The organism is Pseudomonas sp. CCI4.2, from assembly GCF_034350045.1.
GTDB lineage: Bacteria > Pseudomonadota > Gammaproteobacteria > Pseudomonadales > Pseudomonadaceae > Aquipseudomonas.
The window spans coordinates 1,129,506-1,146,202 of sequence record NZ_CP133781.1 but is presented as its reverse complement, the minus strand read 5'-3'; the positions used below and the strand labels follow the sequence as shown (position 1 = coordinate 1,146,202).

The window sequence follows — 16,697 nt, the reverse complement described above, 5'->3', positions numbered from 1 at the left end:
AGGTGCTAGGATACTGGTCCGTTTGACTGCCGACCACGGCTAGAGCAGTACTTATGCTGTTACTTGTGTTTCAGCGGCCGGTTAGACATCGACAAAATCCGCAGAAATGACGTTCCGGGCCAGCCCATTCGCTGCTTATCTATAGCTGCGGGTGAACAAGCCGGGACAAAAGCAGTCTGTTTCCCATTGACAGAATTTCCAGAGGCGCCGCTATGGCGCGTCGCTACCTTGAGATAGCCGTCCTCCATGTTTGGTTCCAACGACGACAAGAAGACCCCAGCTCCGGCTGCAGAGAAGAAAGGCCTGTTCGGTTGGCTGCGCAAAAAGTCGCAGGAAACCGCTGCCGATCAACCGCAAGGCGACATTTCAGCAACGCCCGAGCCGGTCATCGACCAGGCTCAGGTGGCCGTTGAGCCGTCATTAGTGCCCGCGCCGCTTCTAGACGCGGTGACTGAAGCGCCTGCGCCCGAAAACCCAACGTCCAAGCCATGGCTAGTGTTGCCAGTGGCCGAAGAGCCCGTCGCGCTGATCGATGAGCTTGAACCCCACGTTACGCCGCCGATTGCGCAGCAGATTGCTTCAATCGTGCAGTCGCTGCCCGAGGTGATGGTTGAGCCGGTGGTAACGGTGGAGCCTGTGCTCGCACCTGAGCCGGTCATCGTTTCTGAAGCATTGGTTGTGGCTGAACCGATCATCGTTGCCGAAGCATCGGTCTTACCGTCGCCCGTTCCCGTTCCGGCTTTGATGGTTGAATCGGCACCTACCGAAGCCAGCAAAATCGGTTTTTTCGCTCGCCTCAAGCAAGGCCTGTCGAAAACCAGCGCCAGCCTTGGCGAGGGCATGGCCAGTCTGTTTCTCGGCAAGAAGGCCATCGACGATGACCTGCTCGAAGAAATCGAAACCCGTTTGTTGACCGCTGACGTGGGCGTTGAGGCTACGTCGGTGATCATCCAAAGCCTGACTCAGAAAGTCGCGCGCAAGCAGCTAACCGACAGTGACGCGCTGTACAAATCACTGCAAGACGAGCTGACTGCGTTGCTAAAGCCGGTTGAACAACCGTTGGTGATCACCGGTCAGCAAAAGCCTTTCGTGATTTTGGTGGTGGGCGTCAACGGTGCTGGCAAAACCACGACCATCGGCAAGCTGGCGAAGAAACTCCAGCTCGAAGGCAAGAAAGTCATGCTGGCGGCAGGCGACACCTTCCGCGCAGCGGCAGTAGAGCAATTACAGGTCTGGGGCGAGCGCAACAACATTCCGGTCATCGCTCAGCACACGGGCGCGGACTCGGCTTCGGTTATCTTCGATGCGGTACAGGCTGCCAAAGCCCGGGGCATCGATGTCTTGATCGCTGACACCGCCGGGCGTCTGCACACCAAAGACAACCTGATGGAAGAGTTGAAAAAAGTGCGCCGGGTCATGGGCAAGCTGGACACCGAGGCGCCGCATGAGGTGCTGTTGGTGCTGGATGCTGGCACCGGGCAAAACGCGATCAATCAGGCCAAGCAATTCCACCAGACCGTGACGCTGACCGGTTTGGCACTGACTAAACTCGACGGAACGGCCAAGGGCGGCGTCATTTTCGCGCTGGCCAAGCAATTCGGATTGCCGATCCGTTATATCGGCGTTGGTGAAGGCATCGACGATTTACGCACTTTTGAAGCCGAACCCTTTGTTCAAGCTCTGTTTGCCGAGCGGGAGCGCACATGATTCGTTTTGAACAAGTCGGAAAGCGTTATGCAAATGGTCACGTAGGCCTGCACGAGCTGAGCTTTCGGGTTCGTCGCGGTGAATTCTTGTTCGTTACCGGCCACTCCGGCGCCGGTAAAAGCACGTTGTTGCGCCTGTTGCTGGCGATGGAGCGGCCGACCACTGGCAAGCTGCTGTTGGCCGGTCAGGATTTAGGCAAAATCAGCACCGCGCAAATTCCTTATTTGCGCCGGCAGATCGGGGTGGTCTTCCAGAATCACCAGTTATTGTCTGATCGCACAGTGTTCAACAATATTGCGTTGCCCCTGCAAATTCTTGGTTTGTCCAAAGGCGAAGTCACCAAGCGCGTCGATTCTGCCCTGGAGCGCGTGGCGCTCTCGGACAAAACAGATCTGTACCCCGGTGATTTATCCACTGGCCAACAGCAGCGCGTCGGCATTGCCCGGGCCATCGTCCACCGTCCGGCGTTGCTGCTGGCGGATGAACCCACCGGTAACCTCGATCCACGGTTGGCAGCGGAAATTATGGGCGTATTCGAAGACATCAACCGTCTCGGCACCAGCGTGTTGATCGCCAGTCACGATTTGGCGCTGATCGCTCGGATGCGCCATCGCATGCTGACCCTGCAGCGCGGTCGGTTGATCGGTGACGGGGAGTCGACGGTATGAGTGCCACACGCACCCCCAAAGTGTCGGAGCGGGTTTCGCCCAAGGCCGCCGAGCCGACCCCGCAGAAAAAGAAAAAACAACGCGATGACGACGATGGCCCGGATTTCAGCGCACAGCTGAGCGCGTGGCTGGAAGCGCATCGCTCCAGCATGGTCGACAGCTTGCGACGCCTGGGCAAACAGCCTATTGGCAGCTTTTTCACCTGTTTGGTCATGGCCATCGCATTAAGTTTGCCGATGGGGTTGTCGTTGTTGTTGAACAATGTGGAACGACTAGGCGGTTCCTGGCAGCGTGCGGCGCAGATTTCGCTGTATTTGAACCTTGATGCCAACGCCGGTGACGGCGAGCAACTGCGCGAACAGATCAAAAGCATGCCTGGCGTAGCCGATGCTGAGTACATCAGCAGTGATCAGGCCTTGGCTGAGTTCCAGCAGCAGTCGGGTTTGGGTGAAGCGCTTAAAGAACTTCCGCAGAACCCGCTTCCCGGTGTTGTATTGGTCACGCCGCAGGAAGTTGATAAATCAGCGCTTGAAGCGTTGCGCGCTCGTCTGGCGCAGCTGCCCAAAGTGCAACAAGCCCAGCTCGACTTGGTATGGGTTGAACGGTTGGCTGCGATTCTGAAGTTGGGTGACCGTTTTGTTTTCGGCCTGACAGTCTTGTTGGTGCTGGCGCTTCTTTTGGTAATTGGTAACACAATTCGTCTGCACATAGAAAATCGCCGAACCGAGATCGAAGTGATCAAATTGGTCGGCGGTACAGACAGTTATGTCCGTAGACCTTTTTTGTATATGGGCGCGCTGTATGGCCTGGGGGCAGGTTTTCTGTCTTGGGGCGTACTTGCTTATGGGTTGAATTGGTTAAACGATGCTGTAATTGGACTCGCCGGCTTGTACGGAAGTGACTTCTCATTGGCTGGCGTACCTGCAGCCGATGGTCTGTCGCTCTTGCTTGGAGCCGTGTTGTTAGGGTATATCGGTGCTTGGATTGCGGTAGCCCGCCACTTAAGAGAGCTGGCGCCACGTTAATTTTTTACTTTGTGTTGTCATTTCAGCTGTTTTGGGAACTTGTCTACTGGTTCCCCGGTCAATTTCGCAGTGCTGAACTGCACCTGTCATGTGAGTTGGAGGTTTTTTTCGTATGACCACTTCTTTGCAACCTGTTTATGCATTAGTCCCAGGCGCAAACCTGGAAGCCTACGTGCACACGGTCAACAGCATTCCTTTGCTGACGCCCGAGCAGGAGCGTGAACTGGCTGAGAGTCTTTATTATGAGCAGGATCTTGGGGCGGCTCGGCAGATGGTCCTCGCCCACCTGCGTTTTGTCGTGCACATCGCACGCAGCTATTCCGGTTATGGCCTGGCACAGGCTGACCTGATTCAAGAAGGCAACGTTGGCTTGATGAAAGCCGTCAAACGTTTCAACCCGGAAATGGGTGTGCGTCTGGTGTCGTTCGCCGTTCACTGGATCAAGGCTGAAATTCACGAATTCATTCTGCGCAACTGGCGCATCGTCAAGGTCGCCACGACCAAGGCGCAGCGCAAACTGTTCTTCAATCTGCGCAGCCAGAAAAAACGCTTGGCTTGGTTGAATAACGAAGAAGTCCATCGCGTGGCGGAAAGCCTTGGCGTCGAGCCGCGCGAAGTGCGTGAGATGGAAAGCCGTCTGACCGGCCACGACATGGCGTTCGACCCTGCTGCTGAAGCGGACGACGACAGTGCATTCCAGTCGCCTTCCAACTACCTGGAAGACCACCGTTATGACCCGGCTCGCCAGTTGGAAGACTCCGACTGGACCGACACCTCCAACGCTAACCTGCATCAGGCGCTGGAAGTTCTCGACGAGCGCAGCCGTGACATTCTTTATCAGCGCTGGCTGGCTGAAGAGAAAGCCACGCTGCACGACCTGGCGCAGAAGTACAACGTCTCCGCTGAGCGTATTCGTCAGCTGGAAAAAAGCGCGATGAACAAGCTGAAACTGTCGATCGCTGCGTAAACAGCTAGCCGACACACAAAAACGCCCCGATCAGAAATGGTCGGGGCGTTTTTTTGTTGTTTCGTTTTAACCGTGGCGTCCCCTTCGTTGGCAAGCCAACTCCCACGGGATCTATGTCAACAGAACCTGTGGGAGCAGGCTTGCCTGCGAAGAAGTCCGTTCAATCAGCGCAGAGCTGGCGTTTAAAACTTGCGGCTATGGTTCAGCCCCACCAAATAATCATCCCCGCCCAACTGACGCATCTGCTGGCGTATCCAGCTCGCACGGCTGGACACATAGCTGCTGGGATGGCTGGCGCTCCATTCGCGGGGGTTGGGCAATACGGCGGCGAGGTAGCTGGCCTGTTGCGTCGAGAGCGCGGCTGCACTCACACCAAAGTGATGCCGCGCTGCCGCTTCAGCACCGAACACACCGTCGTCCCACTCGACGCTGTTGAGGTAAATCTCAAGAATCCGCTGCTTGGACCAGAACACTTCGATCAAGCCGGTGAACCACACTTCCAGCCCTTTGCGCAGCCAGCTGCGGCCCGACCATAAAAACAGGTTTTTCGACACTTGCTGGCTCAGCGTACTGGCGCCTCGCACCGAGCCGCCCAGTTCGTTGTGCGCGATAGCCGCCTGAATTGCCTCGACATCAAAGCCCCAATGCTCGGCGAATTTTTGATCCTCGCCCGCAATAACCGCCACTTTCAGGTCGTTGGAGATCTTGTCCCAGGGCCGCCATGTGCGCTGCAGGTTGATCGGTTGGCCGTCAGACCAGGATTCGATCTTGCGCTCAACCATCAGCGCGGTGCCTGGCGGTGGCACCCAACGAAAGATCACTACCAGCACGACGCTGGCCGCTGCGAACCAGAACAGAGCTTTAAGGAGGCGATTGAAAAAGAGACGCAGCATAGAGATGGCTTGGCCGGAGCTGTTGAGCGGGCCATTATACAGACCCTGAGCAAATGACAACCGTTGACTGGAGTTCGACATGTTTCGTGGCTTTTTGATGCTGGCTGCTTTTTTTGGCTTCACCGGCGTAGCCCTTGGCGCGTTCGCCGCCCACGGCTTGAAGAACCGGCTCAGCGCCGAATACCTGGCGGTTTTCCACACCGGCGTGCTGTACCAACTGATTCACACCTTGGCCTTACTGGCGGTTGCCGTGATCGCGATCCAAATTCCCGGCCGTCTGGTGACGTGGGCAGGCATCTCGTTTGCTATTGGTATCCTGCTGTTTTCCGGCAGCCTGTACGCGTTGACCCTGACCGGCGTCAGCCAGCTCGGCATCATCACTCCGTTCGGCGGTTTGGCGTTCTTGATCGGTTGGGCGTTGCTGGGCCTGACGGCGTGGCGCTTGGGTGGGGTTTAAGCCTTCGAGTCCTGACTCTCAAGCCCCGCTTGAGACGAATGGCTCGGCTTTGCCTTGGTCATACGTACTGATCGGGCTAGAATGCTGGCCCCTAAAATGATGGCTGCTGCCCGCATGCACATTCAATTGAACGGCGAGTCCTTTGAACTGCCCGATGGCGAAACCGTCGCGGCGTTGATCGTCCTTCTGGACCTGACCGGACGCAGAGTCGCGGTCGAACTCAATATGGATATTGTTCCGCGCAGCCAGCATGTTTCCACGACCCTACGCGAAGGCGATCAGGTTGAAGTGGTCCACGCTATCGGCGGCGGTTGATCCGCGCCGAGCAACCAGCGGCCGTCTAACCCGGTTTCAAATCTGCACGAACCTCAACCTTAAAGAGGATTTCCGATGAGCAACTTTCGCACCGATAAGCCTTTCGTCCTGGCCGGTCGTACGTTCCAGTCGCGCCTGTTGGTCGGCACTGGCAAATACCCGGATATGGAATCAACCCGTCTGGCGATCGAAGCCTCGGGCGCTGAAATTGTGACGGTTGCCGTTCGCCGAACGAACCTTGGGCAGAACCCAGGCGAGCCGAACCTGTTGGATATCCTGCCGCCGGATCGCTACACCATCCTGCCGAACACGGCGGGTTGCTACGACGCCATCGAGGCCGTGCGCACCTGTCGCTTGGCCCGTGAGTTGCTCGACGGTAAAAATCTGGTGAAGCTGGAAGTATTGGCCGATCAGAAAACCTTGTTCCCGAACGTGATCGAAACCCTCAAGGCCGCCGAAATTCTGGTCAAAGACGGTTTCGACGTGATGGTGTACACCAGTGATGATCCGATCATCGCCCGTCAGTTGGCTGAAATCGGCTGTATCGCGGTCATGCCCCTCGCGGGACTGATTGGTACCGGACTGGGCATCTGCAATCCGTACAACCTGCAAATCATCCTCGAAGAAGCCAAAGTGCCGGTGCTGGTCGACGCAGGTGTCGGTACCGCATCCGACGCGACCATCGCCATGGAGCTGGGCTGTGAGGCGGTTCTGATGAACTCGGCCATCGCCCACGCGCAAAACCCGGTGATGATGGCCCAAGCCATGAAGCACGCGATTGTCGCTGGTCGTCTGGCGTACCTCGCTGGCCGGATGCCGAAAAAACTCTATGCCAGCGCCTCCTCGCCGCTGGATGGCCTGATCAAGTAAGAGCTCGTTGATGACTGATTCGTTAGAAGCTGCACCGATCCCGGAAGAAGGCGAAGAGCGCCAACACCGCCGCATCAAGAGTTTCGTGATGCGCGCGGGGCGTATGACCGAAGGCCAGCAACGCGGCCTTGACCAAGGTCGACCGCTGTTCGTTCTGCCGCTGGTGGATGCGCCCGTGGATTTCGATCACGTGTTTGGCCGTTCTGCGCCGCGCACACTGGAAATCGGCTTCGGCATGGGCCATTCGCTGTTGGAAATGGCTGCGGCCTCGCCTGAGCATGATTTTATTGGGGTTGAAGTGCATCACCCTGGTGTCGGTGCGCTGCTCAATGGCGTGCTGACTCAAGGTCTGACCAACGTGCGTGTCTACGAGTGCGACGCCATTGAAGTGCTCAACCGTTGCATCGCTGATAACAGCCTTGACCGCCTGATGCTGTTTTTCCCGGACCCATGGCACAAAAGCCGCCATCACAAACGTCGCATCGTTCAGCCAGATTTCGCTGAACTGGTGCGCAGCAAGCTGAAGGTCGGCGGTATTTTGCACATGGCCACCGATTGGGAACCGTATGCCGAGTACATGCTGGAAGTGATGAACGTTGCGCCGGGTTATCGCAACCAGGCCGAAGATGGCAAATGCGTGCCACGCCCGACCGAACGCCCCATCACCAAGTTCGAACGCCGGGGTGAAAAGCTCGGGCACGGCGTGTGGGATTTGAAGTTCGAGAAGCTTGCTGTCTAACGACACAAATTTCGATCAAACAACACATAACGTGTTGTTTGTTGAAATATTTTGGTTGGCTGTAAAAAATCTGTGGGAGCCGAAGTCCTCTGTGGGAAGTTGGCTTGCCAACGAAAGCGTCATTGCAGGCGACCCAGGCGTCAAGTCGACATCAGTGGCGCGATGACGGACCTCTTCGCAGGCAAACCTGCTCCCACAGAATGAGCGGCGGCGTGAGTCTTTCGGCAGCTCTACCGTCGTTCGGTGTTTGCTGCGCGACAGCGCCGCGTCGAAGACGTGGTCGCCCCTCCCACCGGATTATTTGTGTAGCACTTAGCGGCGATCCGCGATAACCCCGATCAGTACCAGCACCACCAACAGCACCGGCGCCAGGCTGTAGTTGTTGAATTGGCTCAGGCCCCGAATCACCCACGGGGTGGCATAGATCAGCGCTAGTCCGCTGCCGATGGTGCACAGCAACGCCATCACCGGTATCCGCAACGCGCCGGCGAATCCGCTGATGCGCCCGTCGATCCAGCCCTTGATATCCGAACCGAACAACACCAGCAGGCAACCGACCAATGCCAGCGAGATTTCGGAAAGGTTACTGCGGCTCCAACGCGAAACGGTAGCCAGCAGGTCGAGTACAAGATCCATACAAAAAGTCCTTAGAGCAAAAAATAGTGCAGCAAGTCATTCAAAAACAACTGACCCTGCGGGCTGGCAACCAGTCGCGTCGGGTCAGTGCTCAAAAGGCCACGCTGTTCAGCTTGTTTACGGGCGTCGGCCAGCGTGTCGAGGCTTAGACCGGTACGTTGGGGAAATAGCTCGGCGGCGACGCCATTTGTCAGGCGTAGCGCGTTCATCAGGAAGTCGAAGGGCATTTCTTCGAGGCTGACCAGCTTCTCTCCCGCCTTGAAGGCTTTGTCCGGGTTCAGGTAGTCCTTGGGCAGTCGGGTCTTCCAGGTGCGCACGATACGGCCGTCTGGATGGCTGAGTTTGCCGTGGGCACCTGCGCCGATCCCGATGAAATCGCCGAAGCTCCAGTAGTTCAGGTTATGCCGCGCGGCTTTTCCGGGTTGGGCGTAGGCCGACACTTCGTATTGGGCGTAACCGTGTTCGGCCAGCAGCGCTTGCCCAGCTTCTTGGATGTCCCAAAGAATGTCGTCTTCCGGCAAGGTCGGCGGCTGATTCCAGAACACCGTGTTCGGCTCAAGGGTCAGTTGGTACCAGGACAGATGAGTCGGTGCCAGCGCAATGGCTTGGCGTAAGTCGCCGAGCGCGTCGTCCTGTGACTGATCGGGCAAGCCATGCATCAGGTCCAAATTGAAGTTATCGAAACCCGCCTGGCGTGCCATGTCAGCGGCGCGAATCGCTTCGTCGCCGTTATGAATGCGGCCCAGCGCCTTTAGTTTCTCTTCTTGAAAGCTCTGAATGCCGATGGACAGTCGATTGATGCCCAAGCCGCGATAGGCGCTGAATTTGGCCTGCTCAAACGTACCGGGATTGGCTTCTAGCGTGATTTCGATGTCGCTGGCAAAACCAATACGTTGCTCAACGCCCTTGAGCAGACGACCTAAGGCATCAGCACTGAACAAACTCGGCGTGCCGCCACCAAAAAAGATCGAACTCAGCTCGCGACCATGAACGTGTGGCAGGTCTTGATCAAGGTCCGCCAGCAACGCATCAACGTAGTCCTGCTCCGGTAATACCGGGCTGGCGGTGTGCGAGTTGAAGTCGCAATACGGGCATTTACGCACGCACCACGGGATATGAATGTACAAAGCCAGCGGCGGCAGATGCGGCAGTGCGATCCGAGGCGCTTGCGACGAAAATCCCGCCTCGCCCAAAAACAGCGGCTGTACGGACGAATCTTGTGTCATTTCAAACCCAGACGCTGACGTAGCAACACCATGGCGCGTGCACGGTGGCTGAGTTGGTTTTTCTGCGCCGGACTGAGTTCGGAGCTGGAGCAATCGCGCTCCGGCACCCAAAACAGCGGGTCATAGCCGAAGCCGTGTTCGCCAATGGCGGCGGTCAAAATGCGCCCCTGCCACAGGCCTTCACACAGGATCGGCAATGGGTCATCAGCATGTCGAACCAGCGCCAGCACGCAAACGAACTGTGCCCCGCGCTGCTCAAGCGGCACGTCTTTGAGTGCTTCCAGCAATTTGGCGTTGTTGGCGGCATCGCCTTGGCCATCGGCGTAGCGCGCCGAATAGATGCCCGGGGCGCCGCCGAGAAAATCCACCGCCAGCCCTGAGTCATCGGCCAAGGACGGCAACCCGGAGATTCTCGCCGCGTTGCGCGCTTTGAGAATCGCGTTCTCGACAAATGACAAGCCGGTCTCTTCCGGCTCGACGTCGCTGAATTCGCCGATGGAGCGCAATTGCACAGAGCCGCCAAGCATGGCTTGGAGTTCTTTGAGTTTGCCGGCGTTATGGCTGGCCAAAACGAGTTGCGTGAAATTCATCATTCGCCTGGGAAAAGTTCTTGATCGAAGCTGATACTGTGGGTTTCTTCGCCAGCTTTGACGTTGATGGAGAAGGTCAGGGTTTCTTGCTGCTCAATCGGGAATTGCGCGATGTAATACACCGCATCGTTTTCGGCGATCTGCTTGAACGTCAGTGCGAGGTTACGCCCAGTCAGGTCTTTCACGGTGCCGGTTACGTTCGCGATCAGGGGTTTTCCCGCCTTGATGGCCGCAATGTTCAACACGCCTTGATTCTTGCTTCGGATCAGCCCGGCTGCGGCGGCTACATCGGGCTGCAAATAACTGGAGGTGATCGCGCTGTAATACACGGTCGTTTCACCGAAGACTTCTTTACGTTCGGGTTTGGCGTAGTCTGCGGCGATGGCCGGTAAAGCGAGGCATAAAGCGCAGAGAAACAGGGCTAAGCGGCGCATGAATATTCTCCTTATTAATGTAATAACCCCTGTAGGAGCTATATCGCGATTTGGTGATCTTGCAGGCCAGGGCTGCTGACGCGGTAGATCCCGATCTCACCCAAGAGATTAGGCCATAGCTTGCTGGCCCATCCGTGACGATGCTGCTGATCGACGGCCAACCGGTCAATAACCCGAGCGTCGCGGCCACGGCACAACGCTTCGAAGTCTTCGAAGGTGCAGAAGTGGATGTTCGGCGTGTTGTACCAGGTGTACGGCAGAAAGTCCGAAACCGGCATCCGGCCCTTGCTTGCCAAGTACCAACGGCAGCGCCAATGGCCGAAGTTGGGGAAGGTGATGATGCATTGGCGGCCCACCCGCAGCATCTCGTCCAGGATTCGGTCCGGGTAGCTCACCGCCTGCAGCGCCTGAGTCATGACCACGATGTCAAAGCTGTTGCTGGCGAAGTTGCCGAGACCTTTGTCCAGGTCTTGCTCAATGACGTTGACGCCTTTGCTCACGCACAGCGCGATGTTGTCGGCGTCGTTTTCAAGGCCGTAACCGGTGACTTGTTTGTTGTCGCGCAGCCAGGCCAGCAGCTCGCCATCACCGCAACCGAGGTCGAGCACTCGGCTACCGGCAGGGATCCAGTCTTGGATGATTTCCAGGTCGGCTCTCATGGTTTCCTCAGAGTGCAATTCGGTTCATATAGCTGGTGAAGGCCTGCAAGTAGCGCGGGATCGGAATCAGGAAGGCGTCATGGCCTTGGGGGGCGTCGATCTCCAGATAACAGACATTCTTTTTCGCAGCCATTAGCGCATCCACGAGTTCCCGCGAGCGGGCCGGCGAGAATCGCCAGTCGGTGGTGAAAGAAATCACGCAGAAATCGGCCTTGGCCCCGGCGAGAGTCAGCGCCAGGTTGTCGCCGTGATTGGCCGCCGGGTCAAAATAGTCCAACGCTTTGGTCATCAACAGGTAGGTGTTGGCGTCGAAGCGGCCAGAGAACTCTTCACCTTGGTAGCGCAGGTAGCTTTCAACCTGAAACTCGACGCTGTGGAAGTCGTAGTTGAGCTTTTCGCTTTTCAAGCCCCGGCCGAATTTCTCGCCCATGGAGTCATCGGACAGGTACGTGATGTGCCCCACCATCCGCGCCAACATCAGGCCGCGCTTGGGAATAACCCCGTGTTCTTGGAAATATCCGCCATGGAATTCGGGGTCGGAGAGAATCGCTTGCCGCGCCACTTCATTGAACGCGATGTTTTGCGCGGACAGTTTTGGCGCCGACGCAATCGCCAGGCAATGGCGAATCCGCTCGGGAAAACTGATGGTCCATTGCAGCGCTTGCATGCCGCCCAGACTGCCGCCTACAACTGCCGCCCATTGCGCAATTCCCAGCCGGTCAGCAAGACGCGCCTGGCTGTGGACCCAATCTTCCACCGTCAGCACCGGAAAGTCGGCACCGAACGGCTTGCCGGCCTCGGGATTGATGCTGCTGGGGCCGGTGGAGCCGTTACAGCCGCCCAGGTTATTCAGGCTGACGACGAAGAATTTGCTGGTGTCGATGGGTTTGCCGGGCCCGATGCAGCTGTCCCACCAGCCGGGCTTACGCTCATCGACGCTATGAAATCCCGCCGCATGGTGGTGACCAGACAGCGCGTGGCACACCAGCACGGCGTTGCTGCCCGCAGCGTTGAGCTCGCCGTAGGTTTCGTAAATCAAGTCGTAAGCGGGCAGCGAGCGACCGCAGGCCAAGGCCAGTGGTTCGCTGAAATGCGCCATTTGCGGCGTTACCAGTCCAACAGAATCGGGGGGGAAGACCGTGGGCATCGATCCTGCTCTCGCATAAATGAGGCGTAAGTCTAAAGACCGCTGCCCCTAGCGGCAAGCAAACGCAGATTCTGGACCTGACACCGCTATTTCTGTAGGAGCCAACTGGTTGGCGAAGGCCCTTCGGACCTCATCTCAGCCTTCGGCCGCTCCTACAAAAATCTGCGCATCTCCGGAATCCGTGGGACCGAATTTATTCGGGAAGGCATCAGTCCTGACACGCTGCAAACTCAGGCCTTTGCTGCACTATCAAATCAGGCGCCACAACACGTCTGGCATCTGTGCATAGGTGGCCAAGGGAGGCATTACGTAGGACTGGATCACTTGAATCGCGATAAAGGCGAAAATCGGCGAAATGTCCATGCCGCCCAGGTTCGGTATCAAGCGACGGAACGGCGCCAGCACCGGCTCGCTGATCTGATAGGCCAGTTCTGCCGCCGGGTTATGGCTGCCAGGTGCGACCCAGGAGACGATCACCATGACGATCATCGCGACCCAAAAGATTTTCAGGAACAGCGAGGTGACGCCAATGATCGACCAGATCAACAAGTGTGGAACATCGCCGATAGTGCCGAAGGTCAACGTCAAGACCAGCGCCATCAATAACGCCTGGATGATGATCGCAAGCAGCAGTGAGGAGGTGTCCAGCCCGAACACGCTGGGGATTATCCGGCGGATGGGCTTGAGCAGCGGTTGTGTGGCACGCACCGCGAACTGGCAGAGCGGGTTGTAGAAATTGGCTTTGACCAATTGTAGAACGAAGCGCAGCAAGACAATGGCCAGGTACAGGCTGACCAGGGTCTGGACAACAAAAATCAGGGCGCCAGTAAGTGCATTCATCGGTAGTTCCTTATTTGCCCAGCTGTTCGGCCATTTCTGCCGAACGATGCGCGGCAGCAGTGAGTGCTGTGTCGACCAGGGCTTCAAAGCCACCAGCCTGGAATGATTTGATAGCTGCTTCTGTGGTGCCCGCAGGCGAGGTCACGCGGCGTCGCAGCTCAGCAGCATCAACATCGCTGCCCGTGACCATCAGCGCGGCACCCAGGGCCGTCTGCTTGGTCAGTTGAACGGCTATCTCTCGTGGCAAGCCGAGTTTCTCGGCCGTTGCCGTCATTGCTTCAATCAGCAGGAAGAAATACGCCGGACCGCTTCCAGACACGGCCGTGACCGCATCCAGTTGTTTTTCCTCGTCGAGCCACAACGCGATCCCGACCGCCGACAGCAATTGTTCGGCTTGCGCCCGTTGTTCGCTAGACACTTTGTCAGTGGCGAACAAACCGCTCACGCCCTGACGCAACAGCGCTGGAGTGTTCGGCATACAACGCACGATCGGGTGATCACCCAACCAGTTATTCATGCTCGCGCTTGTGATCCCCGCGGCGACCGACACCACCAACTGATGGGGCTTCAGAGTTGGGCGCAGAGCGATGCACATCGCTTTCATCATTTGCGGTTTGACGGCAATCAGAACTACGTCCGCGCCTTCAATGGCTTGGGCGTTATTGGCGAAGAGTTCAATGCCGTGTTCGGCGGCGACCTTGGCGCGGGTCTCGGCGCTCGGGTCACTGGCTCGAATCAACGCGGCGTCCACGCCTTGGGCGCGCAGCCCGCCGATCAGGCTGGTGGCCATGTTGCCGGCACCGATAAAGGCAATACGAGTCGTGCTCATCACTGGCTTCCTGTTAGCAAAGGGGTTATGGCTGGCCGTAGTCGCGGGCGCCAAACAGGGCGGTGCCGATCCGAACCCAAGTGGCGCCTTGTGCGATGGCGGCCTCCAAGTCGTGGCTCATGCCCATCGACAGTGTGTCCAGCGGCAGGTTCAGACTCTGCTGCAGGCTGCTCACGGCAGCAAACGCGCCGTGTTGAGCCGAAACGTCGTCCGTGGGTTCAGGGATCGCCATCAGCCCACGCAGTTTCAAGCGCGGCAGCGCACTGATCGCCGCCGCCAGCGCAGGTAGGTCTTCAGGCGTACAGCCAGACTTGCTCGCTTCGCCGCTGACATTGATTTGAATACAGATGTTGAGCGCAGGCAGTTCAGCAGGACGTTGTTCAGACAGCCGTTGTGCAATTTTCAAGCGATCCACGGAGTGCACCCAAGCGAAGTGCTCGGCAATAGCACGAGTCTTGTTCGATTGAATGGGGCCGATGAAATGCCAACACAAGGGCAGGTCCGCCAATTCGAGTTGTTTGCTCAGGGCTTCTTGCAGGTAATTCTCGCCAAAATCGCTTAGACCGGCGGCGAATGCTTCGCGCAACGCAGCCGCGGGTTTGGTCTTGCTTACGGCCAACAGGTTAATTGTGCTTGGATCCCGTTGCGCCACAAGGGCCGCAGCGCGAATTCGCTCATCAACTTGGGAAACGTTGTCTGCTATCGTGGACATTGATTTGCGCCAGCAGGGCTAAAGTCTGCGGCATTCTATGTGATTGGGGAGCTTTATGGATATTACCGAGCTGCTGGCCTTCAGTGCCAAGCAGGGCGCGTCAGATTTGCATTTATCCGCTGGCCTGCCACCGATGATTCGTGTCGACGGTGATGTACGGCGTATCAATCTGCCGGCTTTGGACCAGAAAACGGTCCAAAATTTGATTTACGACATCATGAACGACAAGCAGCGTAAGGATTTCGAGGAGTTTCTGGAAACAGACTTTTCCTTCGATGTGCCTGGCGTTGCGCGCTTTCGGGTCAACGCTTTCAACCAGAATCGCGGCGCCGGTGCGGTGTTTCGGACCATCCCCTCCAAGGTCCTGAGCATGGACGATCTGGGCATGGGAGAAGTGTTTCGCAAGATTACCGATGTCCCGCGCGGGCTGGTATTGGTCACCGGACCGACCGGGTCAGGGAAATCCACTACTCTCGCGGCGATGATCGATTACCTGAACAGCACCAAGCACCACCACATCCTCACCATCGAAGACCCTATCGAGTTCGTTCACGAATCGAAGAAGTGCCTGGTCAACCAGCGTGAAGTGCATCGCGACACCTTGGGTTTCGCCGAGGCGTTGCGTTCGGCGCTGCGGGAAGACCCGGACGTCATCCTCGTCGGTGAAATGCGCGACCTCGAAACCATTCGGCTGGCATTGACTGCCGCTGAAACCGGTCACTTGGTCTTCGGCACGCTGCACACCACCTCTGCGGCGAAAACCATCGACCGTGTGGTTGACGTGTTCCCGGCGCAAGAGAAGTCCATGGTGCGCTCGATGTTGTCCGAATCGTTGCAGGCGGTGATCTCCCAGACACTGCTGAAGAAAGTCGGCGGCGGGCGGATTGCGGCTCACGAAATCATGATTGGCACGGCGGCCATTCGTAACCTGATTCGCGAAGATAAAGTGGCGCAGATGTACTCGTCGATCCAGACCGGTGGTTCATTGGGTATGCAGACGTTGGACATGTGCCTGAAGGATCTGGTCAACAAAGGCTTGGTGACCCGCGAAAGCGCGCGCGAAAAAGCCAAGACCCCGGACAATTTCTAGGGCGCCATGTGCGTGCTTAGGGATTTAGAGAGGGAACGATGCGCCGAAGGAGTCTTCGGCGCATCACCGCTGCGGCTTGGAGCCGCTAGCGAATCAACGTTGGCTGATGCGCAGCGTCGATTGTGAACCTTGTTTCGGCAGAACGCGCTTGGCAAGCACGTAGTGGTCTTCCCAATACGGTTTGCGCAGCGAGTCAATGGTGACGGCCTTACCCCGGCGTGGCGCATGGATAAAGCGATCGTTGCCCAGGTAAATAGCAACGTGATTCACCTGATGGCCCTTGATGTTGAAAAACAGCAAATCGCCTGGCTTCAAATCCTTGCGTTCAACCTTCTGCCCATGACCTTCAGCCATTGCGTTGGAGGTGCGTGGCAAATCAGCTGAATTCACGTCACGAAAAGCATATTTAACCAAACCACTGCAATCAAACCCTTTGCTTGGGCTACTACCGCCCCAATGATAAGGAGTTCCAAGGACATTCACCGCCCGGCTCAACACGACGCTGCTCTGCTTGGCGCCCATTTGAGGCGGCGCTATCGAGGCAACGGATGATTTGCCATGAGCGGAATGGCGAGAAGCCTGGTTGGAGGTCTTGCTGTGCTTGGAAGTGGAGGCTTGCTTGGAAGATTTGGAAGATTTGGTTTGTTTGGTGGTTTTCTTCTGAGCGGTTTTCCCGGAAGCAACCTTCCCAGGCTTAACTTTTTCGCTCGCTTCAGGTGTTTTTGAAGCCGTGGTAACGATCGAAGAATGAGATTTCGGAGCGTGGCCGTTAAAACTCGGCGGTAGTTGTTGCTCACGGTTGGTGGCGTGGGCGGCCAGTGGCATAAATAGGCAGATGGTTAGCCATGTCTTGAAAAATGGACGCATTCGGCAGGGCTCTTATTGGTCAGCGC

The 16,697-nt window shown here is 57.2% G+C and carries 20 protein-coding genes; 9 read left to right on the top strand and 11 right to left on the bottom strand.

Annotation, left to right across the window (positions count from 1 at the left end; all coding sequences use genetic code 11):
• The first annotated feature begins 246 nt into the window (after positions 1 to 246).
• The 4 genes from ftsY to rpoH all read left to right on the top strand — a co-directional run bounded on the left by ftsY (position 247) and on the right by rpoH (position 4,367).
• On the top strand, positions 247 to 1,707 hold the full coding sequence (gene ftsY, locus RHM65_RS05020) for a signal recognition particle-docking protein FtsY (RefSeq protein ID WP_322167035.1): 1,461 nt from the start codon (positions 247 to 249) through the stop codon (positions 1,705 to 1,707).
• The gene (gene ftsE, locus RHM65_RS05015; protein WP_322167036.1) at positions 1,704 to 2,375 is read left to right on the top strand and encodes a cell division ATP-binding protein FtsE; all 672 of its coding nucleotides are present in this window, start codon (positions 1,704 to 1,706) and stop codon (positions 2,373 to 2,375) included. Before ftsY ends, ftsE begins: the two co-directional genes overlap by 4 nt.
• Entirely contained in the window at positions 2,372 to 3,400 is a 1,029-nt protein-coding gene (gene ftsX / locus RHM65_RS05010; RefSeq protein ID WP_322167037.1) for a permease-like cell division protein FtsX, read from the top strand. Before ftsE ends, ftsX begins: the two co-directional genes overlap by 4 nt.
• Before the next feature lie 112 nt (positions 3,401 to 3,512).
• Entirely contained in the window at positions 3,513 to 4,367 is an 855-nt protein-coding gene (rpoH, locus tag RHM65_RS05005) for an RNA polymerase sigma factor RpoH (RefSeq protein ID WP_322167038.1), read from the top strand.
• A 182-nt stretch (positions 4,368 to 4,549) separates the two neighbouring features.
• Here the strand turns inward: rpoH and mtgA are convergent, their stop codons facing one another.
• Positions 4,550 to 5,260 (bottom strand): monofunctional biosynthetic peptidoglycan transglycosylase, encoded by a 711-nt coding sequence (mtgA, locus tag RHM65_RS05000; RefSeq protein ID WP_322170635.1) that lies wholly within the window; start codon positions 5,258 to 5,260, stop codon positions 4,550 to 4,552.
• Positions 5,261 to 5,339: 79 nt separating this feature from the next.
• On the opposite strand from mtgA, the gene RHM65_RS04995 reads away from it, so the two are divergent.
• The 4 genes from RHM65_RS04995 (at position 5,340) to trmB (ending at position 7,641) form a co-directional block, all read left to right on the top strand.
• Entirely contained in the window at positions 5,340 to 5,717 is a 378-nt protein-coding gene (locus RHM65_RS04995; protein WP_322167039.1) for a DUF423 domain-containing protein, read from the top strand.
• Between the two features lie 114 nt (positions 5,718 to 5,831).
• A complete protein-coding gene (gene thiS / locus RHM65_RS04990; protein WP_322170638.1) occupies positions 5,832 to 6,032 on the top strand; it encodes a sulfur carrier protein ThiS in 201 nt (66 codons plus the stop codon).
• Positions 6,033 to 6,107: 75 nt separating this feature from the next.
• Positions 6,108 to 6,902, top strand: a complete 795-nt coding sequence (locus tag RHM65_RS04985) for a thiazole synthase (protein WP_322167040.1) — start codon at positions 6,108 to 6,110, stop codon at positions 6,900 to 6,902.
• A 10-nt stretch (positions 6,903 to 6,912) separates the two neighbouring features.
• Positions 6,913 to 7,641: a tRNA (guanosine(46)-N7)-methyltransferase TrmB gene (trmB, locus tag RHM65_RS04980; protein WP_322167041.1), complete on the top strand. Its 729-nt coding sequence runs from the start codon at positions 6,913 to 6,915 to the stop codon at positions 7,639 to 7,641.
• Positions 7,642 to 7,953: 312 nt separating this feature from the next.
• Here the strand turns inward: trmB and RHM65_RS04975 are convergent, their stop codons facing one another.
• The 9 genes from RHM65_RS04975 to RHM65_RS04935 all read right to left on the bottom strand — a co-directional run bounded on the left by RHM65_RS04975 (position 7,954) and on the right by RHM65_RS04935 (position 14,714).
• Positions 7,954 to 8,277, bottom strand: a complete 324-nt coding sequence (locus RHM65_RS04975) for a DUF3392 domain-containing protein (RefSeq protein WP_322167042.1) — start codon at positions 8,275 to 8,277, stop codon at positions 7,954 to 7,956.
• Between the two features lie 11 nt (positions 8,278 to 8,288).
• Complete coding sequence (gene hemW / locus RHM65_RS04970; protein WP_322167043.1) at positions 8,289 to 9,503, bottom strand: radical SAM family heme chaperone HemW; 1,215 nt, start codon at positions 9,501 to 9,503, stop codon at positions 8,289 to 8,291.
• On the bottom strand, positions 9,500 to 10,096 hold the full coding sequence (gene rdgB, locus RHM65_RS04965) for an RdgB/HAM1 family non-canonical purine NTP pyrophosphatase (RefSeq protein ID WP_322167044.1): 597 nt from the start codon (positions 10,094 to 10,096) through the stop codon (positions 9,500 to 9,502). The genes hemW and rdgB overlap by 4 nt, the downstream gene beginning before the upstream one ends.
• The gene (locus RHM65_RS04960) at positions 10,093 to 10,527 is read right to left on the bottom strand and encodes a DUF4426 domain-containing protein (RefSeq protein ID WP_322184418.1); all 435 of its coding nucleotides are present in this window, start codon (positions 10,525 to 10,527) and stop codon (positions 10,093 to 10,095) included. Before RHM65_RS04960 ends, rdgB begins: the two co-directional genes overlap by 4 nt.
• 38 nt (positions 10,528 to 10,565) lie before the next feature.
• Complete coding sequence (metW, locus tag RHM65_RS04955) at positions 10,566 to 11,186, bottom strand: methionine biosynthesis protein MetW (protein WP_322167047.1); 621 nt, start codon at positions 11,184 to 11,186, stop codon at positions 10,566 to 10,568.
• Between the two features lie 7 nt (positions 11,187 to 11,193).
• Positions 11,194 to 12,333, bottom strand: a complete 1,140-nt coding sequence (metX, locus tag RHM65_RS04950) for a homoserine O-succinyltransferase MetX (protein WP_322167048.1) — start codon at positions 12,331 to 12,333, stop codon at positions 11,194 to 11,196.
• Positions 12,334 to 12,582: 249 nt separating this feature from the next.
• On the bottom strand, positions 12,583 to 13,173 hold the full coding sequence (locus RHM65_RS04945) for a YggT family protein (RefSeq protein ID WP_322167049.1): 591 nt from the start codon (positions 13,171 to 13,173) through the stop codon (positions 12,583 to 12,585).
• 10 nt (positions 13,174 to 13,183) lie between these two features.
• On the bottom strand, positions 13,184 to 14,002 hold the full coding sequence (proC, locus tag RHM65_RS04940) for a pyrroline-5-carboxylate reductase (RefSeq protein ID WP_322167050.1): 819 nt from the start codon (positions 14,000 to 14,002) through the stop codon (positions 13,184 to 13,186).
• Between the two features lie 25 nt (positions 14,003 to 14,027).
• On the bottom strand, positions 14,028 to 14,714 hold the full coding sequence (locus tag RHM65_RS04935; RefSeq protein WP_322167052.1) for a YggS family pyridoxal phosphate-dependent enzyme: 687 nt from the start codon (positions 14,712 to 14,714) through the stop codon (positions 14,028 to 14,030).
• A gap of 55 nt (positions 14,715 to 14,769) precedes the next feature.
• Here RHM65_RS04935 and RHM65_RS04930 point away from each other — a divergent pair, with 55 nt between their 5' ends.
• Entirely contained in the window at positions 14,770 to 15,804 is a 1,035-nt protein-coding gene (locus RHM65_RS04930) for a type IV pilus twitching motility protein PilT (RefSeq protein WP_322167053.1), read from the top strand.
• Between the two features lie 93 nt (positions 15,805 to 15,897).
• On the opposite strand, the gene RHM65_RS04925 is transcribed toward RHM65_RS04930, so the two are convergent.
• Positions 15,898 to 16,671 carry a C40 family peptidase gene (locus tag RHM65_RS04925; RefSeq protein ID WP_322167054.1) on the bottom strand — a complete coding sequence of 258 codons (774 nt, stop codon included), beginning with the start codon at positions 16,669 to 16,671 and terminating at the stop codon, positions 15,898 to 15,900.
• Positions 16,672 to 16,697: the final 26 nt, after the last annotated feature.

What these genes read in the sequence shown, in the direction of transcription:
- ftsY (WP_322167035.1), top strand. Translation starts at nt 247, where the DNA reads ATGTTTGGTTCCAACGACGACAAGAAGACCCCAGCTCCGGCTGCAGAG.
- ftsE (WP_322167036.1), top strand. Translation starts at nt 1,704, where the DNA reads ATGATTCGTTTTGAACAAGTCGGAAAGCGTTATGCAAATGGTCACGTA.
- ftsX (WP_322167037.1), top strand. Translation starts at nt 2,372, where the DNA reads ATGAGTGCCACACGCACCCCCAAAGTGTCGGAGCGGGTTTCGCCCAAG.
- rpoH (WP_322167038.1), top strand. Translation starts at nt 3,513, where the DNA reads ATGACCACTTCTTTGCAACCTGTTTATGCATTAGTCCCAGGCGCAAAC.
- mtgA (WP_322170635.1), bottom strand. Translation starts at nt 5,260, where the DNA reads ATGCTGCGTCTCTTTTTCAATCGCCTCCTTAAAGCTCTGTTCTGGTTC.
- RHM65_RS04995 (WP_322167039.1), top strand. Translation starts at nt 5,340, where the DNA reads ATGTTTCGTGGCTTTTTGATGCTGGCTGCTTTTTTTGGCTTCACCGGC.
- thiS (WP_322170638.1), top strand. Translation starts at nt 5,832, where the DNA reads ATGCACATTCAATTGAACGGCGAGTCCTTTGAACTGCCCGATGGCGAA.
- RHM65_RS04985 (WP_322167040.1), top strand. Translation starts at nt 6,108, where the DNA reads ATGAGCAACTTTCGCACCGATAAGCCTTTCGTCCTGGCCGGTCGTACG.
- trmB (WP_322167041.1), top strand. Translation starts at nt 6,913, where the DNA reads ATGACTGATTCGTTAGAAGCTGCACCGATCCCGGAAGAAGGCGAAGAG.
- RHM65_RS04975 (WP_322167042.1), bottom strand. Translation starts at nt 8,277, where the DNA reads ATGGATCTTGTACTCGACCTGCTGGCTACCGTTTCGCGTTGGAGCCGC.
- hemW (WP_322167043.1), bottom strand. Translation starts at nt 9,503, where the DNA reads ATGACACAAGATTCGTCCGTACAGCCGCTGTTTTTGGGCGAGGCGGGA.
- rdgB (WP_322167044.1), bottom strand. Translation starts at nt 10,096, where the DNA reads ATGATGAATTTCACGCAACTCGTTTTGGCCAGCCATAACGCCGGCAAA.
- RHM65_RS04960 (WP_322184418.1), bottom strand. Translation starts at nt 10,527, where the DNA reads ATGCGCCGCTTAGCCCTGTTTCTCTGCGCTTTATGCCTCGCTTTACCG.
- metW (WP_322167047.1), bottom strand. Translation starts at nt 11,186, where the DNA reads ATGAGAGCCGACCTGGAAATCATCCAAGACTGGATCCCTGCCGGTAGC.
- metX (WP_322167048.1), bottom strand. Translation starts at nt 12,333, where the DNA reads ATGCCCACGGTCTTCCCCCCCGATTCTGTTGGACTGGTAACGCCGCAA.
- RHM65_RS04945 (WP_322167049.1), bottom strand. Translation starts at nt 13,173, where the DNA reads ATGAATGCACTTACTGGCGCCCTGATTTTTGTTGTCCAGACCCTGGTC.
- proC (WP_322167050.1), bottom strand. Translation starts at nt 14,002, where the DNA reads ATGAGCACGACTCGTATTGCCTTTATCGGTGCCGGCAACATGGCCACC.
- RHM65_RS04935 (WP_322167052.1), bottom strand. Translation starts at nt 14,714, where the DNA reads ATGTCCACGATAGCAGACAACGTTTCCCAAGTTGATGAGCGAATTCGC.
- RHM65_RS04930 (WP_322167053.1), top strand. Translation starts at nt 14,770, where the DNA reads ATGGATATTACCGAGCTGCTGGCCTTCAGTGCCAAGCAGGGCGCGTCA.
- RHM65_RS04925 (WP_322167054.1), bottom strand. Translation starts at nt 16,671, where the DNA reads ATGCGTCCATTTTTCAAGACATGGCTAACCATCTGCCTATTTATGCCA.